The organism is Nonomuraea sp. N2-4H, assembly GCF_045291505.1.
Taxonomy (GTDB): Bacteria; Actinomycetota; Actinomycetes; order Streptosporangiales; family Streptosporangiaceae; genus Nonomuraea; species Nonomuraea fastidiosa.
In genome coordinates, this window is sequence record NZ_CP147987.1 from 3,988,698 (window position 1) to 4,009,516 (window position 20,819).

Below are 20,819 nucleotides of genomic sequence, written 5' to 3' on the forward strand. Positions count from 1 at the left end.
ATCGTCAGTTAGGAAAGTTTCCTAACCTAGCGAAGGAGACGCTGTGAGCGGCCCGGTGCCGGGAACCCCCAGTCTGCTACGTGCCATCAATGATCGCGCGGCCCTGCAGGCGCTCCTGGAGCGGGGGCCGCTGACCCGTCCCGAGATCGGCGCGATCACCGGCCTGTCCAAGCCGACGGCCTCCCAGCTCCTGCTCCGGCTCCAGCAGGCGGGGCTGGTCGTGCAGGACGGCGTCAGGGAGGGCCTGCCGGGCCGTACGGCCGAGGTCTACCGGATCAACCCGGCCGCCGCGTACGTGGCCGCGCTCGACGTCACCCCCGACCGCATCGAGGCCAAGGTGGCCGACATCACCGGCACGGTCGCCGGCGAGTACGTGCTGCCGACTCCGCGCCGCCCGCACGGCGAGCTGGTGGACCGGCTGAACGCGGCGCTGCGCGGCGCGAACCCGCCGGACAAGCTGCGCCGGGTGGTGATCGGCGTGCAGGCAGCGATCGACCCGACCACCGGCAGGCTCGGCTACGCCGCCGCCGAGGACGTGCCGGGCTGGCAGATCCCCGACCTGGTGCCCACGCTCAGCGCCGGGCTGGGCGTGCCGGTGGACGTGGAGAACAACGTCAACCTGGTGGCGGTGGCCGAGCAGGCGCACGGCGCGGCGCGCGGGCAGCAGGACTTCGTGCTGCTGTGGGCCGACGAGGGCATCGGCTCGGCCATCGTGCTGGGCGGCCGCATGCACCGGGGCGCGACCGGCGGCGCGGGCGAGGTGGGCTACATGCCGATCCCGGGCGCGCCGACGGCCCGCGAGGCCGGGCGCTACGCGAGCCACGGCTACCAGGCGCTGACCGGCGGGCCCGCGGTGCTGGAGCTGCTGCGCTCGTACGGCGTGCGCGGCTCCGACTTCCGCCAGGCCGTCGCGAACGCCGTGCGTGCGGCGGCCGGCACCGGGAAGGAGGCCGACGACGCCAGGGCCGGGCTGCGCGACGTGGCCGCCCGCCTGGCGGTGGGCCTGGCGGCCATCACCTCGGTCGTCGATCCCGCCCTGATCGTGCTGACCGGCGGCGTCGTGCTGCCGGGCGGCGAGACCCTGCGCGAGCTGGTCGAGCACGAGCTGCACGCGCTGACCATTCCCCAGCCGCCCGTCCGCCTGTCGAGCGTCGAGGGCAACCCCGTCCTCGCCGGTGCGCTCGACCTCGCCCTCGCCGCCGTACGCGACGAGGTGTTCAGCTCGACCGTCCCGTCATGATGGACGGCAGGAGGCACCCCCCTGCGCTTCGTCCCTCTGGCGGTCGCCGCCGCGCCGGTGCGTACGGCCTCTGCTGGGCGCTCACACAGGCGGGCGTCACATCGACGGCCGTTGACGGCGATGCGGTGGCCAGGAAGCCGGTCGAGCGGCAGGCCGAGGAGGTGGCGGTGCCGGCGGAGGTGCGCCTGCGCCGGCACGGCCTGCTGGAGACGCCGATGGAGGTGGTGCTCGGCGGCGGCCTGCCGACCGCGCGACCCGCTGATGACCACGCCGCCGGAGTCGGGGTTCGCGCTGCGGGTGCCGCACGCCGAGCCGGTGGTGGCCGACCGGCCACCGGTCATGGGGGCCGCGCCGCTCGGCCTGGAACGGCTGGGCGCCGCCGGAAGCGCCCTGGCGGCGCTGCTTGCCGCGTACGGGCCCCGCTGAGGCCGCTCAGGCGCCTTCGGCGGCCACGGGCGGCTCGCCGGCGACGTCGGGGGCGCGGTGCTCGTAAGGGGTGCTGAGCACGACCGTGGTGCGGGTCGAGACGTTGGCCGATGCGCGGATCTGCTGCAGCAGGTCCTCCAGCGCGACCGGCGAGGCCACCCGGACCTTGAGTATGTAGCTCTCGTCGCCCGCCACGCTGTGGCAGGCCTCGATGGCGGTCAGGTGGGCCAGCCGCTCGGGGGCGTCGTCGGGCGCGGCCGGATCGATCGGCTTGATGGACACGAACGCGGTCAGCGGCAGCCCCACCGCGTCGTGGTCGATGATCGCGGCGTATCCGCGGATGACGCCGCGCTTTTCCAGGCGGCGTACGCGCTGGTGCACCGCCGAGACCGACAACCCGGTCTCCCTGGCCAGGTCGGTGAAGCTCATGCGGCCGTCACGGGCCAGCAACGTGACGATGCGGCGGTCGATCTCCTCCATCGGTCAAAGGTAGCCCGTCATGGTCACGACATGGTCCCGACAGGAGAGGCTCCCCTGCGCATCGCATGCTCGACGAGCGTGATGAGCACCTCCTTGCCGGAGTCGCGGCGGCGGGCGTCGCAGCGCACGATCGGGATGTCCGGCTCCAGGCCGATGGCCGAGCGCACCTCGCCGATCGTGAACGGGGTGGTGCCCTCGAAGTGGTTGAGCGCCACGATGAACGGCTGGTCGCGCTTTTCGAAGTAATCGACGGCCGGGAAGCAGTCGTCGAGGCGGCGGGTGTCGGCCAGCACCACCGCGCCGAGCGCGCCCATGGCCAGCTCGTCCCAGACGAACCAGAAACGCTCCTGACCCGGGGTGCCGAACAGGTAGAGCATGTAGTCGTCGCGGATCGTGATGCGGCCGAAGTCCATCGCCACGGTGGTGGCGAGCTTGCGCTCCACGCCCGACAGGTCGTCGATGTGGGTGCCCGCCTGCGTGAGCGCCTCTTCCGTGCGCAGCGGCCTGGTCTCCGAGACGGCCCCTACCATCGTGGTCTTGCCGGCGCCGAAACCTCCGGCGATCAAGATCTTGATCGCGGTCGGCAGCCGCCAACGGTCTGAGCGACCGAATTCCATCCAGCACCGCCCGTACAAATTTCGCGCATGCGCGACCCCGCCCCAGGTGCCGTGGTCAGTGGTACCTGTCAAGGAAGCTTGTGAAGGTCGGCCCACATGCCTGGCATCGAGACACCCTAGCAACGCCACATTTTCCACTCAAGCCGCAATCTTTTACAAGAATGAAAATGTCACGGTTTGTGGCGAGTCGCACGCTTATTCGGTGATCTAACAGGCAAAGAGTCAAGTTTGTCTGTCATGTATGCAGACGAGCACTTTACCGTGGCGAGTGAAAGTCCGAAACGCCGGTGAACCCGGTGTGAAAGCCGAGCTGTCTGCGCAGGTAGAAGGCCGTGCGCGGGCTGTGAACGGCGACCGGCTCGATCAGCTCCTCCGCCCGGCGGGCCAGATCCGCCATCGCCAGCGTCACCTCCGAGCGCTCCACTCCCAGCGCAAGCACGTTCAGCCCGCCCCAGCTCAGGTCCCGCCGGTAGCTCACGACGTCGCCGAGCAGATGCAGGTAGCGCTGCACCTGCCGGCTGACCGCGCGCAACTCCTCCAAGTGGGCTTTGGCCCAGTCGTCGGCCGCGTAGATCCAGTGACACAGGTCCACGAAGCAGGAGCCCCTGCTGTCGGCGTTGTCGACGTAGCGGGCCAGCGAGGGCCGGTCGCGCCTGTCGCGCCACGTCCAGGCCCGCGCCATGCCCTCAAGCATGCACCCGAGCTGGTCCGCCCAGACGTCCTGCAGGCCGCCGAACTCCTTGACCGTGCCGAGCTCGTCGCGCAGATCGGCGAGAAACCGGGAGGCCGCCGAGCGCGGTGCCGCGCCCTCGGCGACGTCCAGGCAGTCCTTCGCCAGGCGGTCGACGTGGGAACGGGTGAGCGCGCGGTGATCGATGAGCCTGTCCACCGCGAGGACCCACAGGGCGGCCCGGTTGACGACCTTCAGCCGGTGAGCGCTCGCCCACGGCGCGCTGAAGGCGGTGGACAGCGTCAGGGCGGTGAAGAGCTCGGAGCTGAAGGCGGCAGCCGGGAACAACCCACCGTACATTTCGGCACATCGCCGCAAATCTCGGCCGCATTCGGCGGCCAGGGCGCACGTCTCGCCGAGCTCGAACGCCTCGTCCAGCTCGTCGCCCGGCATCCTAGGGCCGCTCGATCGGCTCGCGGATCATGCCCGACGACCCCCATTTCCCCTGGATATACACCTGTCAGGGGAATTCTTTCATGATCACGTACTATCGATCAAGGTATCAGTAGCCTGGCCGCACCGTCCCCTCCGGCTCTCCCCCGCGCCATCCCTCACGCGCCTCAGCGGCCTGCGAGACGGCCGGACCTGTGAGACTGCCGGAAGCGCGCGGGGACGGCGCTCAGGCGGGGCCGTGCAGCAGTCCCCAGGCGGCGGTGGCGTCGTCGTGGCGCTTGCCCCACACCGGCCCGCGCTCGCTCTCCAGCTCCCGCACCGCCGCGATGACGGCCTGCGGCCCTTGCCCGGCGAGCAGGTCGAGGACGTCCTCCCACCGCCGGCCGTACCAGTCGACGAGCCGCGCCACCCCGTCGGTGAAGACCCCGGCCCCGCGCACGTCACCGAGAGCGATCTCGCCGGTGACGCTCTCGCGGGCGGCCTCGGGACGGGCGGCGGCCACCCAGAACCCGCCGGGCGCGTTGCGCAGGCGGCGCACCAGCTCCAGCGAGTACGGCCGCCCGCCGGGCAGCCGGTCGAGCCGGTCGTCGTACACCACCCGCACCCCTCCCCCGGCCAGCCGGAGCACCACGGGCGAGTCGCCCAGCACGAGGTACTCCAGCCGCTCACGCACCCGCACCATGGCCACCGTGGCGGACGGCGAGTCGGGGTTGGCGAGGTCACAGGTGGCGGCGTGGGACGCCGCCGTGGCCTCGATGGCGCGCTCCAGGATCGCGGCGAGCGAGCCGGGGGCGTCGCCGGCCAGCTCGGCGGCCAGCGCGCCGCCGAGCCGCCCCACCAGCCAGGCCACGTCGTGCACGCAGCCGCTGTCGACGCCGGACGGGGCCGTGGCGCCGTCGAGCACGGCGATCCAGGACGGCCCGGCGATCACGAGGTCCTCGTTGGGCCGCGCGGAGCCGGGCCTGGTGGCGCATACGACCTCGCGGAACACGCCCGTCAGACGACGACCAGCTCGCGCGGCGTGTCGTTGAGCCGCTCGAAGCCGTCGTCGGTGCAGACCACGATGTCCTCGATCCGCGCGCCGTGGCGGCCGGGCAGGTAGATGCCGGGCTCGACGGAGAACGCGAACCCGGGCTCCATCGGCTCGCCGTTCCCGGAGACGATGTACGGCTCCTCGTGCGTCTCGATGCCGATGCCGTGGCCGGTGCGGTGGACGAAGTACTCGCCGTACCCGGCGGCGGCGATGACGTCGCGGGCCGCGGCGTCGATCGACTCGCACGACACGCCCGGACGCACCGCCTGGCAGGCGGCCTCCTGGGCCTGGCGCAGCACCTCGTAGTAGGCGGCGAACCCGGCCGGCGGCTCGCCCACGCTGTAGGTGCGGGTGGAGTCGGAGCAGTAGCCGTTGTGCAGCTGGCCGCCGATGTCCACCACGACCGGCTCGCCCGCCTGGATGACCCGGTCGGACACGTCGTGGTGCGGGCTCGCACCGTTGGGCCCGGAGGCGACGATGACGAAGTCGACGGTGGCGTGCCCCGAGGCGAGGATCGCCTCGGCGATGTCCCTGGCCACCTCGCGCTCGGTGCGCCCGGCCCGCAGCAGCTCGGGCACCTGGCGGTGCACGCCGTCGATGGCCTCGCCTGCCTCGCGCAGCGCCGCCACCTCGGCGGGCGACTTGCGCATCCGCAGCTCCCGCAGCACGCTGCCGGCCAGCACCTGCTCGGTGCCGGGCAGCACCTCGCGGAAACGCAACGTGGACATGGCCCACATGCGGTCGGCCAGCCCCACCTTGGCCGGCCTGCCGAGCCGGGCGGCGGCGATCGCGTACGGGTCGTCGGTCTCGTCCCACGCCACGAACTCGAGCCCCAGCCGGAACGCCGGCGACGCCTCGGCGGCGGGCAGCTCCAGGCGGGGCACCATCATGTACGCCTCACCCGAGGCCGGCACCACCAGGCAGGTCAGCCGCTCCAAGGGCTTGGCGTCGTAGCCGCTGACGTAGCGCAGGTCGGGCCCCGGCGTGAGCAGCAGGGCGTCGAGACCGGCTTTGGCGGTGGCCTCCTGGACGGCGGCCAGACGGGACACGGGATACAGATCTGAGGACGTCACAGGCCCAATCTACTCTTGCGGCACCGCCTAAAAACCGGGAAAAGGTCTCGCCACGCACCAACTCAGAACTACACCACGTTAGCGGTCGATCACGTAGTGTGGGGCCAATTGTCCAGTTCCACTGCGTTCGAGAGTGAGAACGATGGTCGACGTCATAGGCGCGGCCGAGCTGCTCGGGCACGAGAGCGAGGCCGAGATGCTCGCCGTACGGCTGGCGCACGCCCAGCGGCTGGGCAACATGGGCTGGGCGGAGTGGCACCTGCACACGGGCGAGACCATCTGGTCCGAGCAGGTCTACGTGATCTTCGGCAGGGACCCGGAGGAAGGTCCCATCCCGCTGCCCGACCTGGCCGAGCACGTCGATCCCGCCGACGTGGCCACGCTCGACCGGCTGCTGTGGTCGGTGGTGCAGGGGGTCGAGCCGGTGCAGGCCGAGTTCCGCATCCGCCGCGGCGCCGGCGACGTACGCGACCTGCGGGTCGTGCTCGAACCCCTGCCGGGCCCCGGCGGCACGATCGGCATGCACGGCGTCATCCAGGACATCACCGGCCGCCGCCGCGCCGAGCGCATGGTCTCGGAGTCGCGCCGCCAGCTCCTGGAGGCGCGCGAGCAGGCGGCCGAGGAGCGCCACGTGATGCTGGCGCTGCGCGAGGCGATCCTGCCCGAGCCGGTCGGCTGTCTCGATCTGCCGCACACCAGGGTCGCGGTGCGGTACGTGCCCGCGGAGAAGACCGCGAACCTGGGCGGCGACTGGTTCGAGACCGCGCCCGCCCCCGACGGCCGGCTGCTGCTGACCATCGGCGACGTCTCGGGCCACGGCCTGCCGGCGATCTCCCGGATGGCCCAGCTCCGCCACGCCCTGGTCGGCCTGGCGATGACCGGCCAGGCCGCCAACCGGCTGCTCGACTGGCTGAACGAGCTGGTCATGCACCAGCTCAAGGACACCACCGCCACCGCGATCGTGGGCCACCTGGACCCGGCGACGCGGGTGTTCGCCTGGGGTCAGGCGGGCAACCTCGCACCGATCCTGGTGCGCGACGGGGTGGCCAGCCATCTCCCCAAGCCCAGGGGCGTGCTGCTGGGCGCGGCCTCCGGCAGCCCGTACGAGCTGGCCACCACCCGGCTGCTGCCCGGCGACCTGCTGCTGATGTTCACCGACGGGCTGGTGGAGCGGCGCACCCGCGACATCGACGAGGGCCTGGACCAGGTGCTGGCCGCCGCCCGCCGCCTGTCGGGCCGCGACCTGGACGACGGGCTGGACGCGCTGCTCGCCGAGATCGGCGGCCCGAACCCGGAGGACGACGCGTGCCTGCTGGCGGTCGGCATCCTCGACCAGTGAGCGGTGCGGGCGGGTTGTCGGTGGAGGATGGCAGCATGGGTCCGTGCTGATGCTTCTGGACACCCCGTCCCTCTACTTCCGCGCCTTCCACGGCGTGCCCGAGTCGATCAAGGCTCCCGACGGGTCGCCGGTCAACGCGGTGCGCGGGCTGATCGACATGATCGCCACGCTCGTCCGCCAGTACGCGCCCGATCAGCTCGCGGCGACGATGGACGCGGACTGGCGGCCGGCCTTCCGGGTGGCGGCGATCCCCACGTACAAGGCGCACCGGGTCGCGCACGGCGACACCGAGGAGGTGCCCGAGGCGCTGGTGCCGCAGATCGCGGTCATCCAGGAGGTGCTCGACGCGCTCGGCATCGCCCGCCTGGAGTCGCCCGGCTACGAGGCCGACGACGTCATCGGCACCCTGGCGCATCAGGCGAGCGGCGCGGTCGACATCGTCACCGGCGACCGCGACCTGTTCCAGCTCGTCGACGACTCCCGCCCGGTGCGCGTGCTCTACACCGCGCGCGGCATCCGCAACCTGCAGATCGTCGACGAGGCGTTCGTCACCGCCAAGTACGGCATCCCCGGCCGCGCCTACGCCGACTTCGCCACCCTGCGCGGCGACCCCAGCGACGGCCTGCCCGGCGTGTCCGGGGTGGGCGAGAAGACGGCGGCCGCGCTCATCACCCGTTTCGGCTCGCTCGGCGGGCTGCTCGACGCGCTCGACGCGGGCGAGACCGACGGCTTCCCGGCCGGCAGCCGTACGAAGCTGGCCGCCGCCCGCGACTACCTGCGCGTCGCCCCCACCGTGGTGGAGGTGGCCAAGGACGCGCCGCTGCCGGACGCCGACCTGACGCTGCCGAGCAAGCCGCGCGACGCCGAGGCGCTGGTCGCGCTGGCCGACCGCTACGGCATCGACGGCCCGCTCAACCGCCTGCTCGACGCGCTCGCCCGCTGACGCCCCCGCACGGTCCGGCGGGGAGGCCCAGGACGCGGTCCAGCGGGCACGCCCAGGACGCGGTCCGGCGAGAGCGCCCAAGAGGCGGTCCGGCGGGGACGCCGACGAGGCGGTCCGGCGGGGACGCCGACGAGGCGGTCCGGCGGGGACGCCGACGAGGCGGTCCGGCGGGGACGCCGACGAGGCGGTCCGGTGAGGGCGCTCAGGAGGCGCTGAGGAAGGCGCGCACGGCGTCCTGTGCCGCCTCGCGCAGGCGGGCGTGCACGAGCGCGTTCTCCTCGCGGTCGGTGCGCACCTCCACCACGCGCGGCCCCTGGCCGCGCAGCGCCTTGGGCAGGTCGCCGATGTCCGACACCAGCGTGTACGGCGTGCCGGTCGCCGCCGCCACGTACCCGAGGTCCACGCCGTGCGGCGTGCCGAACACCCGCTCGAACGGGTCGCGGATGGCCGCCTGGGGCAGCAGCGAGAAGATGCCGCCGCCGTCGTTGTTGACGACGACCAGGCACAGGTCGGGCCGGGGCTCGCGGGGGCCGAGGATGAGGCCGTTCTGGTCGTGCAGGAACGACAGGTCGCCGATGAGCGCGTACGAGGGGCCGTTGTGCGCCAGCGCGGCGCCCATGGCGGTGGAGACGAGCCCGTCGATGCCGGAGGCGCCCCTGTTGGCCATGAACCTGATGCCCCGCCGGGGCCGCATCGCCTGGTCGAGGTCGCGGATCGGCATCGAGGAGCCGCAGAACAGCAGCGAGCCGTTCGGCAGCGCGTCGACGAGGTCCCTGGCCAGGCGCGGCTCGCTGGTGCCGGTGAGGTCGAGCACCTCGTCCATGACGGCCCTGACCGCCCGGTCGGCGCGCCGCCAGGCGTGCAGCCAGCTGTCGTCGCCGGAGGCGACCGGGATCTCCACGGCCTGCGCGACCTGGGTGGCCGAGCGGGTCGGGTCGGGCCAGCGGTCGAGGTCGGGCGCGACCACGATGTGCTCCTCCGCCCGCTGCAGCCACGACAGCAGCGGGCGCGACAGCCCCGGCCTGCCCAGCGTGACCACCACGTCGGGCCGGTGGGCGTCGGCGAACTCGGGCGTGCTCAGCAGGTAGTGGTAGGTGGAGATGGCGTTGTCGCCGTAACGGCCGCCGCCGCTGGGCTCCGACAGCACCGGCCAGCCCGCCATGCCGGCCGCGGCCACGTAGCGGCGCACGTTCGCCGCGCCGTCGCCGACCACGAGCACGCCGCGCCTGGTGGGCGGCAGGTGCAGGGCGACAGGCGGCGGCGCGACCCTGGCCCGCACCCACGGGCCGTTCGCGGCGCCGTCGAGCGGCTCGCACCAGCTCGTGTCGCCGTCGGGGATCAGCGGCTCCCTGAAGGCCACGTTGAGGTGGACGGGGCCGGGGTTGCCCGCGCCGGCGGCGTGCTGGTAGGCGCGGCAGGCCAGCGACCGCCAGTAGGCGACCTGGCCGGGACGCTCCTCGGGCACGCCGACCTCGGCGAACCAGCGGGTCGCGGTGCCGTACAGCTTGAGCTGGTCGATCGTCTGGTTGGCGCCGGTGCCGCGCAGCTCGGGCGGGCGGTCGGCGGTCAGCACCAGCAGCGGCACCCCCGACTCCGACGCCTCGACGACCGCCGGGTGGAAGTTCACGGCCGCGGTGCCGGATGAGCAGATGAGCGCGACCGGCCGCTCGGAGCGCTTGGCCAGGCCCAGCGCCAGGTACGACGCCGAGCGCTCGTCGATGCGCACGTGCAGGCGCACCCGCGACTCGGCGTGCAGCGCCATGGCCAGCGGTGCGGAACGCGAGCCTGGCGCCAGCACCACGTCGGTCAGGCCGCAGCGCACCAGCTCGTCGACCAGCACCGTGGCCAGCGCGGTAGCGGGGTTCAACGGGACGCCTCCTGCTTCCGGCCAAGCCAGTGGATCTCAAATGCCGACAAATGCTGAAAATTCCCCATAAGGCGGAGCGGGGGCACCGGAGGCGCCGCCTCCATCCGCCGCACGCCGGCGGACGGCCGCGCCGCCCGCTCCCCCGGCGGGTCGCACGGGGACACGCCAGGCGGACCGGGGCGCTCAGACCGCCGCGCGCAAGCCCGCGGGGGCGGCCCCGCTGTGGCGGTCTGCCCGCGAAGCCGTGTACGCATCGGGATCCGGAAGACCACGGGGGAACGCGTCACGACCCTCCCTGAACCCGCTGTCCGACCTGTCGCCATTAACCTTACGAGCATGTGGAGGAACCCGTCGCATCCGGACCGGCCACTGCATGCCATCGTGCAGCCTCCGGGACCTGCCCTGTTCGCGGCGATCCGCGACGCGCTGGCGGGTGAGGGGCCCGCGATCCTCCCGCTCACCCCCGGCCAGGAGGGTCCCGCCATCGAGGCGCTGCGGCCCACCCATGTCGGCGGCTCACCCCGCGACGACGGCGCCGGCGTCCCCGGCGACGTGGCGGTCGTGATCTCCACCAGCGGCAGCACCGGCCCGCCCAAGGGCGTCATGCTCTCGGCCGCCGCGCTGCGCGCCTCCGCCACCGCCTCGCTGCGCCGCGTCGGTGCGGCCAAGGGCGAGCGCTGGCTGTGCTGCCTGCCCGTCTCCCACGTCTCCGGCCTGCAGGTCCTGATACGCGCGCTGCTCTCGGACAGCGAGCCGGTGATCCACCCGGCCTTCGACCCCCGGGCGGTGCTCGAATCCGGCGCCGACCACGTCTCGCTGGTGCCCACCCAGCTCCACCGGCTGGTCGAGATGGGCGCGGACCTGTCGGTGTTCAAGACGATCCTGCTCGGCGGCGCCGCGGCCCGTCCCGGCCTGCTGGAGCGCGCCCGCGAGCTGGGCGCGCGGGTGGTGACGACGTACGGGAGCAGTGAGACCTCGGGCGGCTGCGTCTACGACGGCCGTCCGCTCGACGGCGTCGACGTCAAGATCGGCGATGACGGCCTGATCAGGATCGCCGGGCCGGTGCTGTTCTCCGGTTACCGCTTCGACCGGCCGCCCGCCCCGCTCGACGGCGGCTGGTTCGTCACCTCCGACCTCGGCGACCTCGACGGCGGGCGGCTGCGCGTGCTCGGCCGGGCCGACGACGTCATCAACACCGGCGGCGAGAAGGTGGTGGCGGGCGTGGTGACCGCCGTGCTCGCCACGCACCCCGAGGTCGCCGACGTGGCCGTGATCGGCGTACCGGATCCGGAGTGGGGTGAGCTGGTCACCGCCGTCGTGGTCCCCGCCGACCCCGACGCACCACCAACACTTTCACAATTGCGGGCATACTGCCGCGATAGGCTTCCTCCCCACGCCGCCCCGCGCGACCTGCGGCTGATGTCCCGGCTGCCACTGCTGCCGAACGGAAAGACCGATCTAGTACGGCTGAGGGCAGGAACCTGACGAGTTGCGGCTGCGTCATAGTGGGGAGAAGGAGGGAGCCTTCATGGACCAGACCCGCAAGATGTGGGCATCCGCGGCCGTCGTCGGCGTCATCATCGTCGGGGGCGCCTCAGTCGCGGCGGCCGCCTCGGCGGGCAAGCTCGACCAGGTCGCCAGGGAGACCAGAGCCGAAATGGAGAAGGCGTCACCGTCCGGCGAGCAGCCCAGCCCCGAGAGCAGCGAGCCCGCCGTGGTCTCCACGGAGGTCAACCCCGACCCCCAGACGGTGCTCCGCTACTGGAGCGACCAGCGGATGGAGGACGCCCAGCCGATGCCGATGCCCGAGGTGGGCAAGCTGGAGATCGGCGACGCCGAGCCGGGCGGGCAGCAGCCGAGCGAGGGCGAATCCGGAGAGATCGCCGGGCAGCCGGAATAAGAACCGGGACGGGGCGGTTGAGTATTCGGGCCATCGGCCCCTTCTCATCCCCCGCATCGGGCGCACGGGAACAAATGACGGCGATTGGCGTTATTGATACTGGTGCGCCGTGCGGACGTCGACCGCCCCACCACAACCTGCCTGATCGCTTCCACTCCGTACGGAGGAGGTGTCCTCATGCCCAGAACCGCCGTGGCGACCCCGCCCGTATCTCTCGACCAGCTCATTGAACGAGGGCGAGCGCAGGGTCACCTCTCTCTGGCGGAGCTGCGTGACGCTTTCGCGAAGGCCGGTATCAGCCCCTCTGAAGGCCGCACGATTCTGCGTGAACTCTCAGAGGCCGGCGTGAGCCTGGCCGCCGAGAACGAGCCGTCTCTCAGCACCACGACCCCCACCAAGAAGGCCACCGCCAAGAAGACCACCTCGCGGGCAAAGAATACCGGCCGCAAGGCGAGCGAGGCAAAAACCGACGCGAAGGCGCCGGCGAAGCCCAACGGCAAGAAGTCCCGCAAGACCGACGGCGCCGAGCCCGAGCCCACGCCGGAGCCGGTCGAGGACCCGGTGAAGGACGTCGCCGAGGACCTCGCCATCGACGGCGAGGACGCCGACCTCGACAACGAGCCGCTCGACCTCGACGACACCGCGTCCGTCATGGGCGACTCCGTGCACACCTACCTCAAGTCCATCGGCCGCCGCACCCTGCTCACCGCCGCGCAGGAGGTCGAGCTGGCCAGGCGCATCGAGGCGGGCCTGTACGCGGAGTACAAGCTGGAGACCCAGCCCGACCTGCCCGAGGACCTGCGCGAAGACCTCAAGATGGTCGTCGAGGACGGCAAGCAGGCCAAGGACCACATGCTGGAGGCCAACCTGCGCCTCGTGGTGTCGGTGGCCAAGAAGTACACCGACCGCGGCATGTCCCTGCTGGACGTCGTCCAGGAGGGCAACCTCGGCCTGATCAGGGCCGTGGAGAAGTTCGACTACACCAAGGGCTTCAAGTTCTCCACCTACGCCATGTGGTGGATCAGGCAGGCCATCCAGCGCGGCTTCGCCGACTCCGCGCGGACCATCCGGCTGCCCGTGCACGTGCTGGAGATGCTCTCCAAGCTGTCGCGGGTCGAGCGTGACATGCACCAGCGGCTGGGCCGCGAGCCCACCCCCGAGGAGCTGGCCGTCGAGCTGGACAAGACGCCCGATCAGATCGAGGAACTGCTGCGCACCAGCCGGCAGCCCATCTCGCTCAACGCGACGATCGGCGAGGACGGCGAGACCACGATCGGCGACCTCATCGAGGACGTCGACTCCCCCGAGGCGTCGGAGATCGTCGACCGCCAGCTGCTGGGCGACCAGCTGCGCGGCGTGCTCGACAACCTCTCGCCGCGCGAGTCGAAGATCATGGCGCTGCGCTTCGGCCTCGTGGACGGCAAGCCGCACACCCTGGACGAGATCGGCAAGCACCTGGGCCTGACCCGGGAGCGGATCCGCCAGCTGGAGAAGGAGTCGCTGTCGAAGCTCCGCCACCCCAGCAACACGCGTCCGCTGCTGGACTGGGCGAGCTGACGCCGCCCGGCTGGGCGTGCCGGCACCGAGAGCCCCGGTGATCCACCGGGGCTCTGTCATGCACGGGGCCCGACCGGCCCGCCGGGCGATCACGAGCCACTTAGACCGCTGAAACCACGAAAAGCCGCCCACCGCGAAGAGACCGCCGAAGGCGGCGGCGAGCGCGGGGGTCGCCTGCGTCCGGCGGACGCCGAGCCGGGCGGCCGCGACCGTTCACCAGGCGCACGGCGTCAGCGAGCGGCGCGGCCGTCAGCGGAAAACGGTGCCGCTCAACGGGCGGCGCGGCCGTCAGCGCAAGACGATGCTGGTCAGCGAGCGGCGCGGCCGTCAGCGGAAAACGGTGGTGTTCAGCGGGCGGCGGGGACGCGCTGCGGGACGCGCGGGATGCCCCACAGGCGGTTCTCCTCGCGCAGCGTGCGCAGGCGGTTGACCTCGGCGGTCCACATGGCGCCCTTGGGGGTCGCCTTGGCCTTGCGGCGCGCGATCCGGTCGTCGTAGGCCTTCACTCCGAACGTGGCCCGCTGCCCCGCCTCGGCGGCCCGCAGCGCCTCGGTCAGCGCGCGGTCGAACGCCAGCCCGGCCTCGCGCAGCTCGAACTCGTCGGCGTCGGCGGCACGCAGCTCCTGCAGCGTGCGCTCGGCCTGCCTGGCCTTGTCGAGCAACTCGGGGAAGCTCTTGGCTATCTCCTGGTCCGCGTGGTAGCGAACCTCTGCCTCCCGGCTCACCCGCGGACGGAAAAACGCCATTCGACCCGGCCCTTTCACGCTGTCGTTACTCGTTCAACCGCCAAGCGTACGCCGTCCGGCGACACGGACGGAAATCGCCCCGGCGCGAGCGCCTTTACATAGTAAGATCACCGGCATGCCTGCCAAGAGACCGCCGGTCCCCCTCTCGCGCGAGCGGATCATCGAGGCCGCGCTGCACATCGCCGACAGCCAGGGCCTGCGCCGGCTCACGATGCGCCGCCTGGGCGACGCGCTGCAGGTCGAGGCCATGGCCATCTACCACCACCTGCCCCGCGGCAAAGAGGCGCTGATGGACGCCCTGGCGGAGCACGTCACGTCCGTGCACGTCGAGCCGCGATCGACCTGGCAGGAGACGGCCAAGGCGTGGTGCCGGGCGAGCAGGGAGCTGCTGCGCGAGCACCCGGGCGTACTGGCGCTGGCGCTGACCAAGCCGCCCAAGGGCGCCACGGCGATCGCGATCAGGGAGCAGACCGAGCAGCTCGCCGAGGCTGGCCTGGAGAACGCCGCCGAGGCCGTACGCGCGCTGCGGGCCTTCGTGTTCGGCAGCGTGGCGGTCGAGGTGCAGCAGTCCGGCTGGGCCGACCCCGAGGTCGATGAATGGGTCAGGCGGGACGAAAGAGCGGATGAGGACTTCGAGCGCGGACTCGACGCTCTTCTCAAGGGATTGCAAACGTGATGCGCGTGGTGCGCTCGGCCCGTTATCCTGCAAGAGGCACGTTGTGTCGAAGGTCACACGGTTCGGGGACCCTCCTGTAACAGTCCCTGCGGGCCATGCCGAAACGTGTGACTCGCCACACGGGCCAGCACAACTACCCGAGCCGGCTCCCGCCCCTCCACCACGGGAGCATCCCACGAGATATCGGAGGCACGCCGATGTGCCCGCATGAACCGGCCTGTCCGGATGCAGAGGCGCCGGACCGCGAAGCGGCCCGCACACTCGCCAGTCACCCCGAACAGGGGTGGAGCCTGCTTTGCAACGGTGTCGTCCTGTTCGAGGACACCGGAGAGCTTCTGCCCAGCGGCGCGGCCATCGCGCCGCACCGGCCCGTGGTCGGCGCGGCCTGACCCGCCACCGGGCGGCCGCTGCGCGGCTCCGCGCCAGGCCGCCCATCTTCGCCGGCCCGCGCCAGCGGCACATGAACGCCGCGCGCGGGCCCATACGAAGGCCCGTGAAGGGCCGCCCAGAGGTTTCGCGCGAAGACCCTTCTAGACCCGTACAAAGCCAGCCCAGAAGCCGGCATCCCGCCCGTGCGGCCTGATGCGACGGCCCGCACAGCGCGCGTGAACCTGCAACCGAACGACGTGCGCAAGAAGCGCACGCGATGCCGCGCACAGGCCGAGCAAGGCGCCTGAGCAAGCCACACGACGCGCATGAAGATCGCGCAGCGCCCGTGCAGGCCCGCCCGGTCCGGCCGGGCAGGCGGCGCGGGTAAGGAGCGTACGACGCGCGCAGGCCCGCGCGGTGCGGGCGAACCACACCCACGCAGGCACAAGCGCTCAGGCCCGGACAGTGCGGGCTAGGCGTACCGGGTGAGCCACTCCGCGACGATCTCGCCCACCCGGGCGGGGTTCTTGTTGAGGTCGTGGTTCTCCCCCGGCAGCACCACCAGCCGGGCCGCGTCCTCCGCATCGGGTATGCCGAACGGGTCGCGATCGCCGTTCACCACCAGCACATCGACCCCGGCCTCGCGCAGCTCGTCGGCCCGTGAACGTTCCGGCTTGCCCGGCGGGTGCACCGGGTAGGCCAGCGCCACCACGGTGACGGCGCCGACGACCTTGGCCGTACGGCAGGCCAGCCGCGCGCCGTTGCTCCGCCCGCCCTGCACCAGCGGCAGCCCGGGAAAGCGCTCGCGCAGCGCGTTCACCACGCTCTCCCACGCCTCGTCCTGCGCAGCCGCGGAGCCGGGCGCCCGCGCCCCCGCCACCCGGAACGCCTGCGTCACCCGCGCCACCGTGGCCCCCACCGCCAGGGCCGCATCGCGCACGGCCAGCAGATCGGGCGAGTCCACGCCGCCGCCGGCGCCGTGGGTCATCACCAGCAACAGCCTGGGGTCCTCGGCCTCGTCGATCTCGGCCATCGCCGGGCCTCTCGGGGTCATCACCTGCATGGCAGCACCGTACCTCCGGAGGATCACGCCCTACCTCTCAGGTGGGATGACGGCGTGCCACGGCCCGTGGATGATAGATCGCATGTCAGACAAACGCCTCAGGGACGACCTGCAGGCCACGCTGGACGCCCGGCGCGACCTGGGCCCGGAGTACGAGGCCGCCCTCATCGACTCGTTCATGGAGCGTCTCGACGCCACGATCGCACACCGCGTACGCGCCGAGCTCGACCGCCACGAGCCCGCGCCGCAGGGCAAGCGGCAGAGCCCGGCCGGGCCGATGGTCGCGATCGTGATCGGCTCGCTGGCCCTCAGCATCCCGCTGACCGGCATCGCGGTCGCGAGCGCGGGCGCGGGCGGCCTGCTGATCACCTGGATGGCGATCGTCGCGATCAACGTGGCGGCCGCCGCCGTGATCATACGGCGCCGCTGACCGGCGCGGCGCCCAGGCGACGCGATCCGCCAGCGCGTCAGGTGTCGCGGTGGTAGCGCAGGCGTACCTCGGCGGCGAGCGTCTCGTCCTCGTGCTCCAGCCCGTACGTCCACACCCGCTCGGCGTCCTCATTGCGCCCGCGCAGCGGCAGCGTGCGGGCCAGCAGCTCGATGGCCAGGGCGCTGGTCTGCGGGTCGGCGCCGCCTTCGACGCTCTCGGCGAACTCGGCGCAGGCGAGCTCCAGATGCGCGATGCCGAGCTGCACCCGCAGCCCGGGGATCTCGTCTTCCGGGGCGAACTCCAGGGCGTCGAGCAGCACCTCGGCCGCCGCGCCCGGCTCGCCGTGCTCGACCATCAGATCGGCCAGGCGCTGGGCGGCGTGCGCGCCGATCCGCGCGTCTCCGGCCTCGACGCCGGCCTGCATGGCCTCGCGCAGCTCCTTCTCGGCCTCGGCCAGGTTGCCCTCGCGGACGGCGAGCCTGGCCAGCCCGAGGCGCGCGAGCGGCACGTACGCGGGCGTGCCGACCCCCAGCACCGCCTGCCAGGCGCCCCTGGCCTGCTCGTCGCGCCCTTCGCGCTCGAACCCCTGGGCGAGGTGGCAGGCGGCCTGGGCGGCGTATTCGGGGTGTCCTGTGGCCAGGGCGGTCCTGGCCGCCCGCCGTGCGGCCTCGACGTCGCCGCGCTGCTCCAGGACCACGGCGAGGCCCACGGCGGCCTGGGCGCGGTCGGGCTCGTCGGGATCGTCGGCCAGCTCGCCGAGTATCGCCGCCGCCGCGTCGAGTTCGCCGCGTTCGGCCAGGCGGCGGGCGGTGTCGAGGGGCGAGGTCTCCAGTTCTGAGGACGTCAACGGAGCTCCTTGTGGGGACGGTCGGCCCCGAGCCTAACGACTTCCGTCGATCATGTCTGCTCACTTGACGCCGAAGGACTGGCGGGCTCGCCGGCGGGGCGCGGGAGCGGCCGCGCATGCCGGAGGGCGGGCTCGTGCGGCCCGCCCTCCGGTCTCCGCTCAGTCCTCGTACGCCTCCAGCGGCGGGCAGGAGCACACCAGGTTGCGGTCACCGTACGCCTGGTCGATGCGGCGCACCGGCGACCAGTACTTGTTCTCGCGCAGGGACGCCACCGGGTAGGCGGCCTCGCTGCGGCTGTAGGGGTGCGTCCACTCGTCGGCGGTGACCGACTCGGCGGTGTGCGGGGCGTTGCGCAGCGGGTTGTCGGTCTTGTCGTACTCGCCGGAGGCGACCTTCGCGATCTCGCCGCGGATGGCGATCATCGCGTCGACGAACCGGTCGAGCTCGGCGAGGTCCTCGCTCTCGGTGGGCTCGATCATCAGCGTGCCGGCCACCGGGAACGACATGGTCGGCGCGTGGAAGCCGTAGTCGATGAGGCGCTTGGCCACGTCGTCCACGGTGACGCCGGTCTCCTTGGTGATCTGCCGCAGGTCGATGATGCACTCGTGCGCGACCAGGCCGCCGCGGCCGGTGTAGAGCACCGGGTAGTGCGGGGCCAGCCGGCGGGCGAGGTAGTTGGCCGACAGGATGGCCTGCTGGGTGGCGGCGGTGAGGCCGTCGGCGCCCATCATCCTGACGTAGGCGTACGAGATGGGCAGGATGCCCGCCGACCCGTACGGCGCCGCCGAGACCGGCCCGACCGGGGTGCCGCCGCGCAGCGGGTGGCCGGGCAGGTAGGGGGCGAGGTGGGCGCGGACGGCCACCGGCCCGACGCCGGGCCCGCCGCCGCCGTGCGGGATGCAGAAGGTCTTGTGCAGGTTGAGGTGGGACACGTCGGCCCCGAACTCGCCCGGCTTGGCCAGGCCGACGAGCGCGTTGAGGTTGGCGCCGTCGACGTAGACCTGGCCGCCGGCCTCGTGCACCTTGGCGCAGATCTCGGTGATGGCCTCCTCGTACACGCCGTGCGTGGACGGGTACGTCACCATGATCGCGGCGAGCGCGTCGCGGTGCTTTTCGATCTTGGCGTCGAGGTCGGCGAGGTCGACGTTGCCGTCCTTGTCGCAGGCCACGACGACGACGCGCATGCCGGCCATGACGGCGCTGGCGGCGTTGGTGCCGTGAGCGGACGACGGGATGAGGCAGACGTCGCGCCGGTCCTCGCCGTTGGCGCGATGGTAGGCGCGGATGGCCAGCAGGCCCGCGAACTCGCCCTGGGAGCCGGCGTTCGGCTGGATGGAGACGGCGTCGTAGCCGGTCACCTCGGCGAGCCAGCTCTCCAGCGTGCCGATCAGCTCGCGGTAGCCCTCGGCCTGCGACTCGGGCGCGAACGGGTGGATGGCGGCGAACTCCGGCCAGGTGATCGGCTCCATCTCGGTGGTCGCGTTCAGCTTCATCGTGCAGGAGCCGAGCGGGATCATCGAGCGGTCGAGCGCGATGTCCTTGTCCTGGAGCTTGCGCAGGTAGCGCAGCATCGCGGTCTCGGAGCGGTGCTGGTGGAAGACCGGGTGGGTCAGGTAGTCGCTCTCGCGCAGCAGCGAGGCGGGCAGCGCGTCGGGGGCCTGCTCGGGCTCGATCGCGTCGCCGGTGACGCCGAACGCGGCGCGTACGGCGGCCAGCTCGGCGGCGCCGGTCTTCTCGTCGCAGGCGACGGAGACGTGGTCGGCGTCCACCTGCCAGAGGTTGATGCCCCGCTCGGCGGCGGCGGCCACGACCTCAGCGGCCCTGCCGGGCACGCGGGCGAGCACGGTGTCGAAGAACTCGCCGTGCACGACCTCGATGCCGGCGCCCTTCAGGCTCTCGGCCAGGGCGCTGGCCTGGCGGTGCACGCGGCGGGCGATGCGGCGCAGGCCCTCGGGGCCGTGGTAGACGGCGTACATGCTCGCGATGACGGCCAGCAGCACCTGGGCGGTGCAGATGTTGCTGGTGGCCTTCTCGCGGCGGATGTGCTGCTCGCGGGTCTGCAGGGCCAGCCGGTAGGCGGGGTCGCCGTCGGCGTCCACGGACACGCCGACCAGGCGGCCGGGGAGCTGGCGCTGCAGCCCGTCGCGTACGGACATGTAGGCCGCGTGCGGACCGCCGAAGCCGAACGGCACGCCGAAGCGCTGGGAGGAGCCGACGGCGATGTCGGCGCCCAGCTCGCCGGGGGCGGCGATCAGCGTGAGCGCCAGCAGGTCGGCGGCGGCCACGACGAGCGCGCCCTTGTCGTGCGCGGCGGCGGCGACGTCGCGGAAGTCGCGCAGCCGGCCGGAGGCGCCCGGGTACTGCACGAGCACGCCGAAGCACTCGGGCAGCTCACCGTCGAGCGAGTGCTCGACGAGCGTGATGCCGAGCGGCTCGGCCCTGGTGGCGAGCACGGCCTTGGTCTGCGGCAGCGCGTCGGCGTCCACCACGAACACGTTGCTCTTGGACTTGCCCGCCCGGCGGGCCAGCGTCATGGCCTCGGCGGCGGCGGTGCCCTCGTCGAGCAGGGACGCGCCGGCGACGGGCAGGCCGGTGAGGTCGGAGACGACCGTCTGGAAGTTCAGCAGCGCCTCAAGGCGGCCCTGCGAGATCTCCGGCTGGTACGGCGTGTAGGCGGTGTACCAGCCCGGGTTCTCCAGCAGGTTGCGGCGGATGACGGCGGGCGTGACGGTGTCGTAGTAGCCCAGGCCGATCATGGAGGTGAGGACCTTGTTGCGGCCGGCCAGAGCGCGCAGCTCGGCGATGGCCTCGGCCTCGCCGATCGCGGCGGGCAGCCGGAGCCGGTCCTTGGCCCTGATCGACTCCGGCACGGCCACGGCCACGAGGTCGGCGACGGACTCGAAGCCCACGGCCTCGAGCATGCGCTGCTGCTCGGACTCGGAGGGGCCGATATGCCTGGACGAGAACGGCGGAGCTGACAGATCGGTCATGGTGTGCCTCCCGAGGCTTTCGGAGACCGGCGCCGGGGCGCGGGCGAGTGCCGGATCTCCCCCTCTGTCAGCGCGGGCCACGCGTTGCGCGGCGCCACG

At 72.5% G+C, this 20,819-nt stretch carries 20 protein-coding genes; 10 read left to right on the forward strand and 10 right to left on the reverse strand.

The genetic code is table 11. The annotated features are described in order from the left end of the window. Positions 1 to 43 precede the first annotated feature (43 nt). Together WBK31_RS18540 and WBK31_RS18545 are read left to right on the forward strand one after the other, a co-directional pair. Positions 44 to 1,240 (forward strand): ROK family transcriptional regulator, encoded by a 1,197-nt coding sequence (locus tag WBK31_RS18540; RefSeq protein WP_364052891.1) that lies wholly within the window; start codon positions 44 to 46, stop codon positions 1,238 to 1,240. A gap of 261 nt (positions 1,241 to 1,501) precedes the next feature. Further along, on the forward strand, positions 1,502 to 1,666 hold the full coding sequence (locus WBK31_RS18545) for a hypothetical protein (RefSeq protein WP_406675307.1): 165 nt from the start codon (positions 1,502 to 1,504) through the stop codon (positions 1,664 to 1,666). Between the two features lie 6 nt (positions 1,667 to 1,672). Here WBK31_RS18545 and WBK31_RS18550 read toward each other — a convergent pair whose 3' ends face one another. The 5 genes from WBK31_RS18550 to WBK31_RS18570 all read right to left on the reverse strand — a co-directional run bounded on the left by WBK31_RS18550 (position 1,673) and on the right by WBK31_RS18570 (position 5,992). Then, positions 1,673 to 2,146 (reverse strand): Lrp/AsnC family transcriptional regulator, encoded by a 474-nt coding sequence (locus tag WBK31_RS18550; RefSeq protein WP_364052897.1) that lies wholly within the window; start codon positions 2,144 to 2,146, stop codon positions 1,673 to 1,675. A 23-nt stretch (positions 2,147 to 2,169) separates the two neighbouring features. Further along, on the reverse strand, positions 2,170 to 2,763 hold the full coding sequence (locus WBK31_RS18555) for an ATP/GTP-binding protein (RefSeq protein ID WP_364052900.1): 594 nt from the start codon (positions 2,761 to 2,763) through the stop codon (positions 2,170 to 2,172). Between the two features lie 256 nt (positions 2,764 to 3,019). After that, entirely contained in the window at positions 3,020 to 3,793 is a 774-nt protein-coding gene (locus WBK31_RS18560; protein ID WP_406675308.1) for a hypothetical protein, read from the reverse strand. 319 nt (positions 3,794 to 4,112) lie between these two features. Next, a complete protein-coding gene (locus WBK31_RS18565) occupies positions 4,113 to 4,877 on the reverse strand; it encodes a protein phosphatase 2C domain-containing protein (protein WP_364052906.1) in 765 nt (254 codons plus the stop codon). Between the two features lie 5 nt (positions 4,878 to 4,882). Next, positions 4,883 to 5,992 (reverse strand): M24 family metallopeptidase, encoded by a 1,110-nt coding sequence (locus WBK31_RS18570; protein ID WP_406675309.1) that lies wholly within the window; start codon positions 5,990 to 5,992, stop codon positions 4,883 to 4,885. Positions 5,993 to 6,134: 142 nt separating this feature from the next. On the opposite strand from WBK31_RS18570, the gene WBK31_RS18575 reads away from it, so the two are divergent. Both WBK31_RS18575 and WBK31_RS18580 read left to right on the forward strand, forming a co-directional pair. After that, positions 6,135 to 7,331, forward strand: coding sequence for a SpoIIE family protein phosphatase (locus tag WBK31_RS18575; protein WP_364052912.1), 1,197 nt, complete (start codon positions 6,135 to 6,137; stop codon positions 7,329 to 7,331). Between the two features lie 49 nt (positions 7,332 to 7,380). Next, positions 7,381 to 8,274: a 5'-3' exonuclease H3TH domain-containing protein gene (locus tag WBK31_RS18580; RefSeq protein ID WP_364057440.1), complete on the forward strand. Its 894-nt coding sequence runs from the start codon at positions 7,381 to 7,383 to the stop codon at positions 8,272 to 8,274. 202 nt (positions 8,275 to 8,476) lie between these two features. Here WBK31_RS18580 and menD read toward each other — a convergent pair whose 3' ends face one another. Next, positions 8,477 to 10,141 carry a 2-succinyl-5-enolpyruvyl-6-hydroxy-3-cyclohexene-1-carboxylic-acid synthase gene (gene menD, locus WBK31_RS18585; RefSeq protein WP_364052915.1) on the reverse strand — a complete coding sequence of 555 codons (1,665 nt, stop codon included), beginning with the start codon at positions 10,139 to 10,141 and terminating at the stop codon, positions 8,477 to 8,479. A 336-nt stretch (positions 10,142 to 10,477) separates the two neighbouring features. Here menD and WBK31_RS18590 point away from each other — a divergent pair, with 336 nt between their 5' ends. The 3 genes from WBK31_RS18590 (at position 10,478) to WBK31_RS18600 (ending at position 13,598) form a co-directional block, all read left to right on the forward strand. Then, a complete protein-coding gene (locus tag WBK31_RS18590) occupies positions 10,478 to 11,626 on the forward strand; it encodes an AMP-binding protein (protein ID WP_364052918.1) in 1,149 nt (382 codons plus the stop codon). Positions 11,627 to 11,669: 43 nt separating this feature from the next. After that, entirely contained in the window at positions 11,670 to 12,041 is a 372-nt protein-coding gene (locus WBK31_RS18595) for a hypothetical protein (protein ID WP_364052921.1), read from the forward strand. 177 nt (positions 12,042 to 12,218) lie between these two features. Continuing rightward, positions 12,219 to 13,598: an RNA polymerase sigma factor gene (locus WBK31_RS18600; RefSeq protein ID WP_378788350.1), complete on the forward strand. Its 1,380-nt coding sequence runs from the start codon at positions 12,219 to 12,221 to the stop codon at positions 13,596 to 13,598. Positions 13,599 to 13,945: 347 nt separating this feature from the next. On the opposite strand, the gene WBK31_RS18605 is transcribed toward WBK31_RS18600, so the two are convergent. Continuing rightward, positions 13,946 to 14,323 (reverse strand): hypothetical protein, encoded by a 378-nt coding sequence (locus tag WBK31_RS18605; RefSeq protein ID WP_364052927.1) that lies wholly within the window; start codon positions 14,321 to 14,323, stop codon positions 13,946 to 13,948. A gap of 136 nt (positions 14,324 to 14,459) precedes the next feature. Here WBK31_RS18605 and WBK31_RS18610 point away from each other — a divergent pair, with 136 nt between their 5' ends. Together WBK31_RS18610 and WBK31_RS18615 are read left to right on the forward strand one after the other, a co-directional pair. After that, positions 14,460 to 15,020 carry a TetR/AcrR family transcriptional regulator C-terminal domain-containing protein gene (locus WBK31_RS18610; protein ID WP_364052930.1) on the forward strand — a complete coding sequence of 187 codons (561 nt, stop codon included), beginning with the start codon at positions 14,460 to 14,462 and terminating at the stop codon, positions 15,018 to 15,020. 197 nt (positions 15,021 to 15,217) lie between these two features. Beyond that, on the forward strand, positions 15,218 to 15,409 hold the full coding sequence (locus WBK31_RS18615; RefSeq protein WP_364052933.1) for a DUF5999 family protein: 192 nt from the start codon (positions 15,218 to 15,220) through the stop codon (positions 15,407 to 15,409). A gap of 452 nt (positions 15,410 to 15,861) precedes the next feature. Here the strand turns inward: WBK31_RS18615 and WBK31_RS18620 are convergent, their stop codons facing one another. After that, a complete protein-coding gene (locus WBK31_RS18620) occupies positions 15,862 to 16,452 on the reverse strand; it encodes an alpha/beta family hydrolase (protein ID WP_406675310.1) in 591 nt (196 codons plus the stop codon). A gap of 82 nt (positions 16,453 to 16,534) precedes the next feature. Here WBK31_RS18620 and WBK31_RS18625 point away from each other — a divergent pair, with 82 nt between their 5' ends. Further along, positions 16,535 to 16,882: a hypothetical protein gene (locus WBK31_RS18625; RefSeq protein WP_406675311.1), complete on the forward strand. Its 348-nt coding sequence runs from the start codon at positions 16,535 to 16,537 to the stop codon at positions 16,880 to 16,882. Positions 16,883 to 16,919: 37 nt separating this feature from the next. Here the strand turns inward: WBK31_RS18625 and WBK31_RS18630 are convergent, their stop codons facing one another. Both WBK31_RS18630 and gcvP read right to left on the reverse strand, forming a co-directional pair. Beyond that, a complete protein-coding gene (locus WBK31_RS18630; RefSeq protein ID WP_364052942.1) occupies positions 16,920 to 17,729 on the reverse strand; it encodes a hypothetical protein in 810 nt (269 codons plus the stop codon). A gap of 159 nt (positions 17,730 to 17,888) precedes the next feature. Next, positions 17,889 to 20,720, reverse strand: a complete 2,832-nt coding sequence (gene gcvP, locus WBK31_RS18635; RefSeq protein ID WP_364052945.1) for an aminomethyl-transferring glycine dehydrogenase — start codon at positions 20,718 to 20,720, stop codon at positions 17,889 to 17,891. Between the last annotated feature and the right edge of the window lie 99 nt (positions 20,721 to 20,819).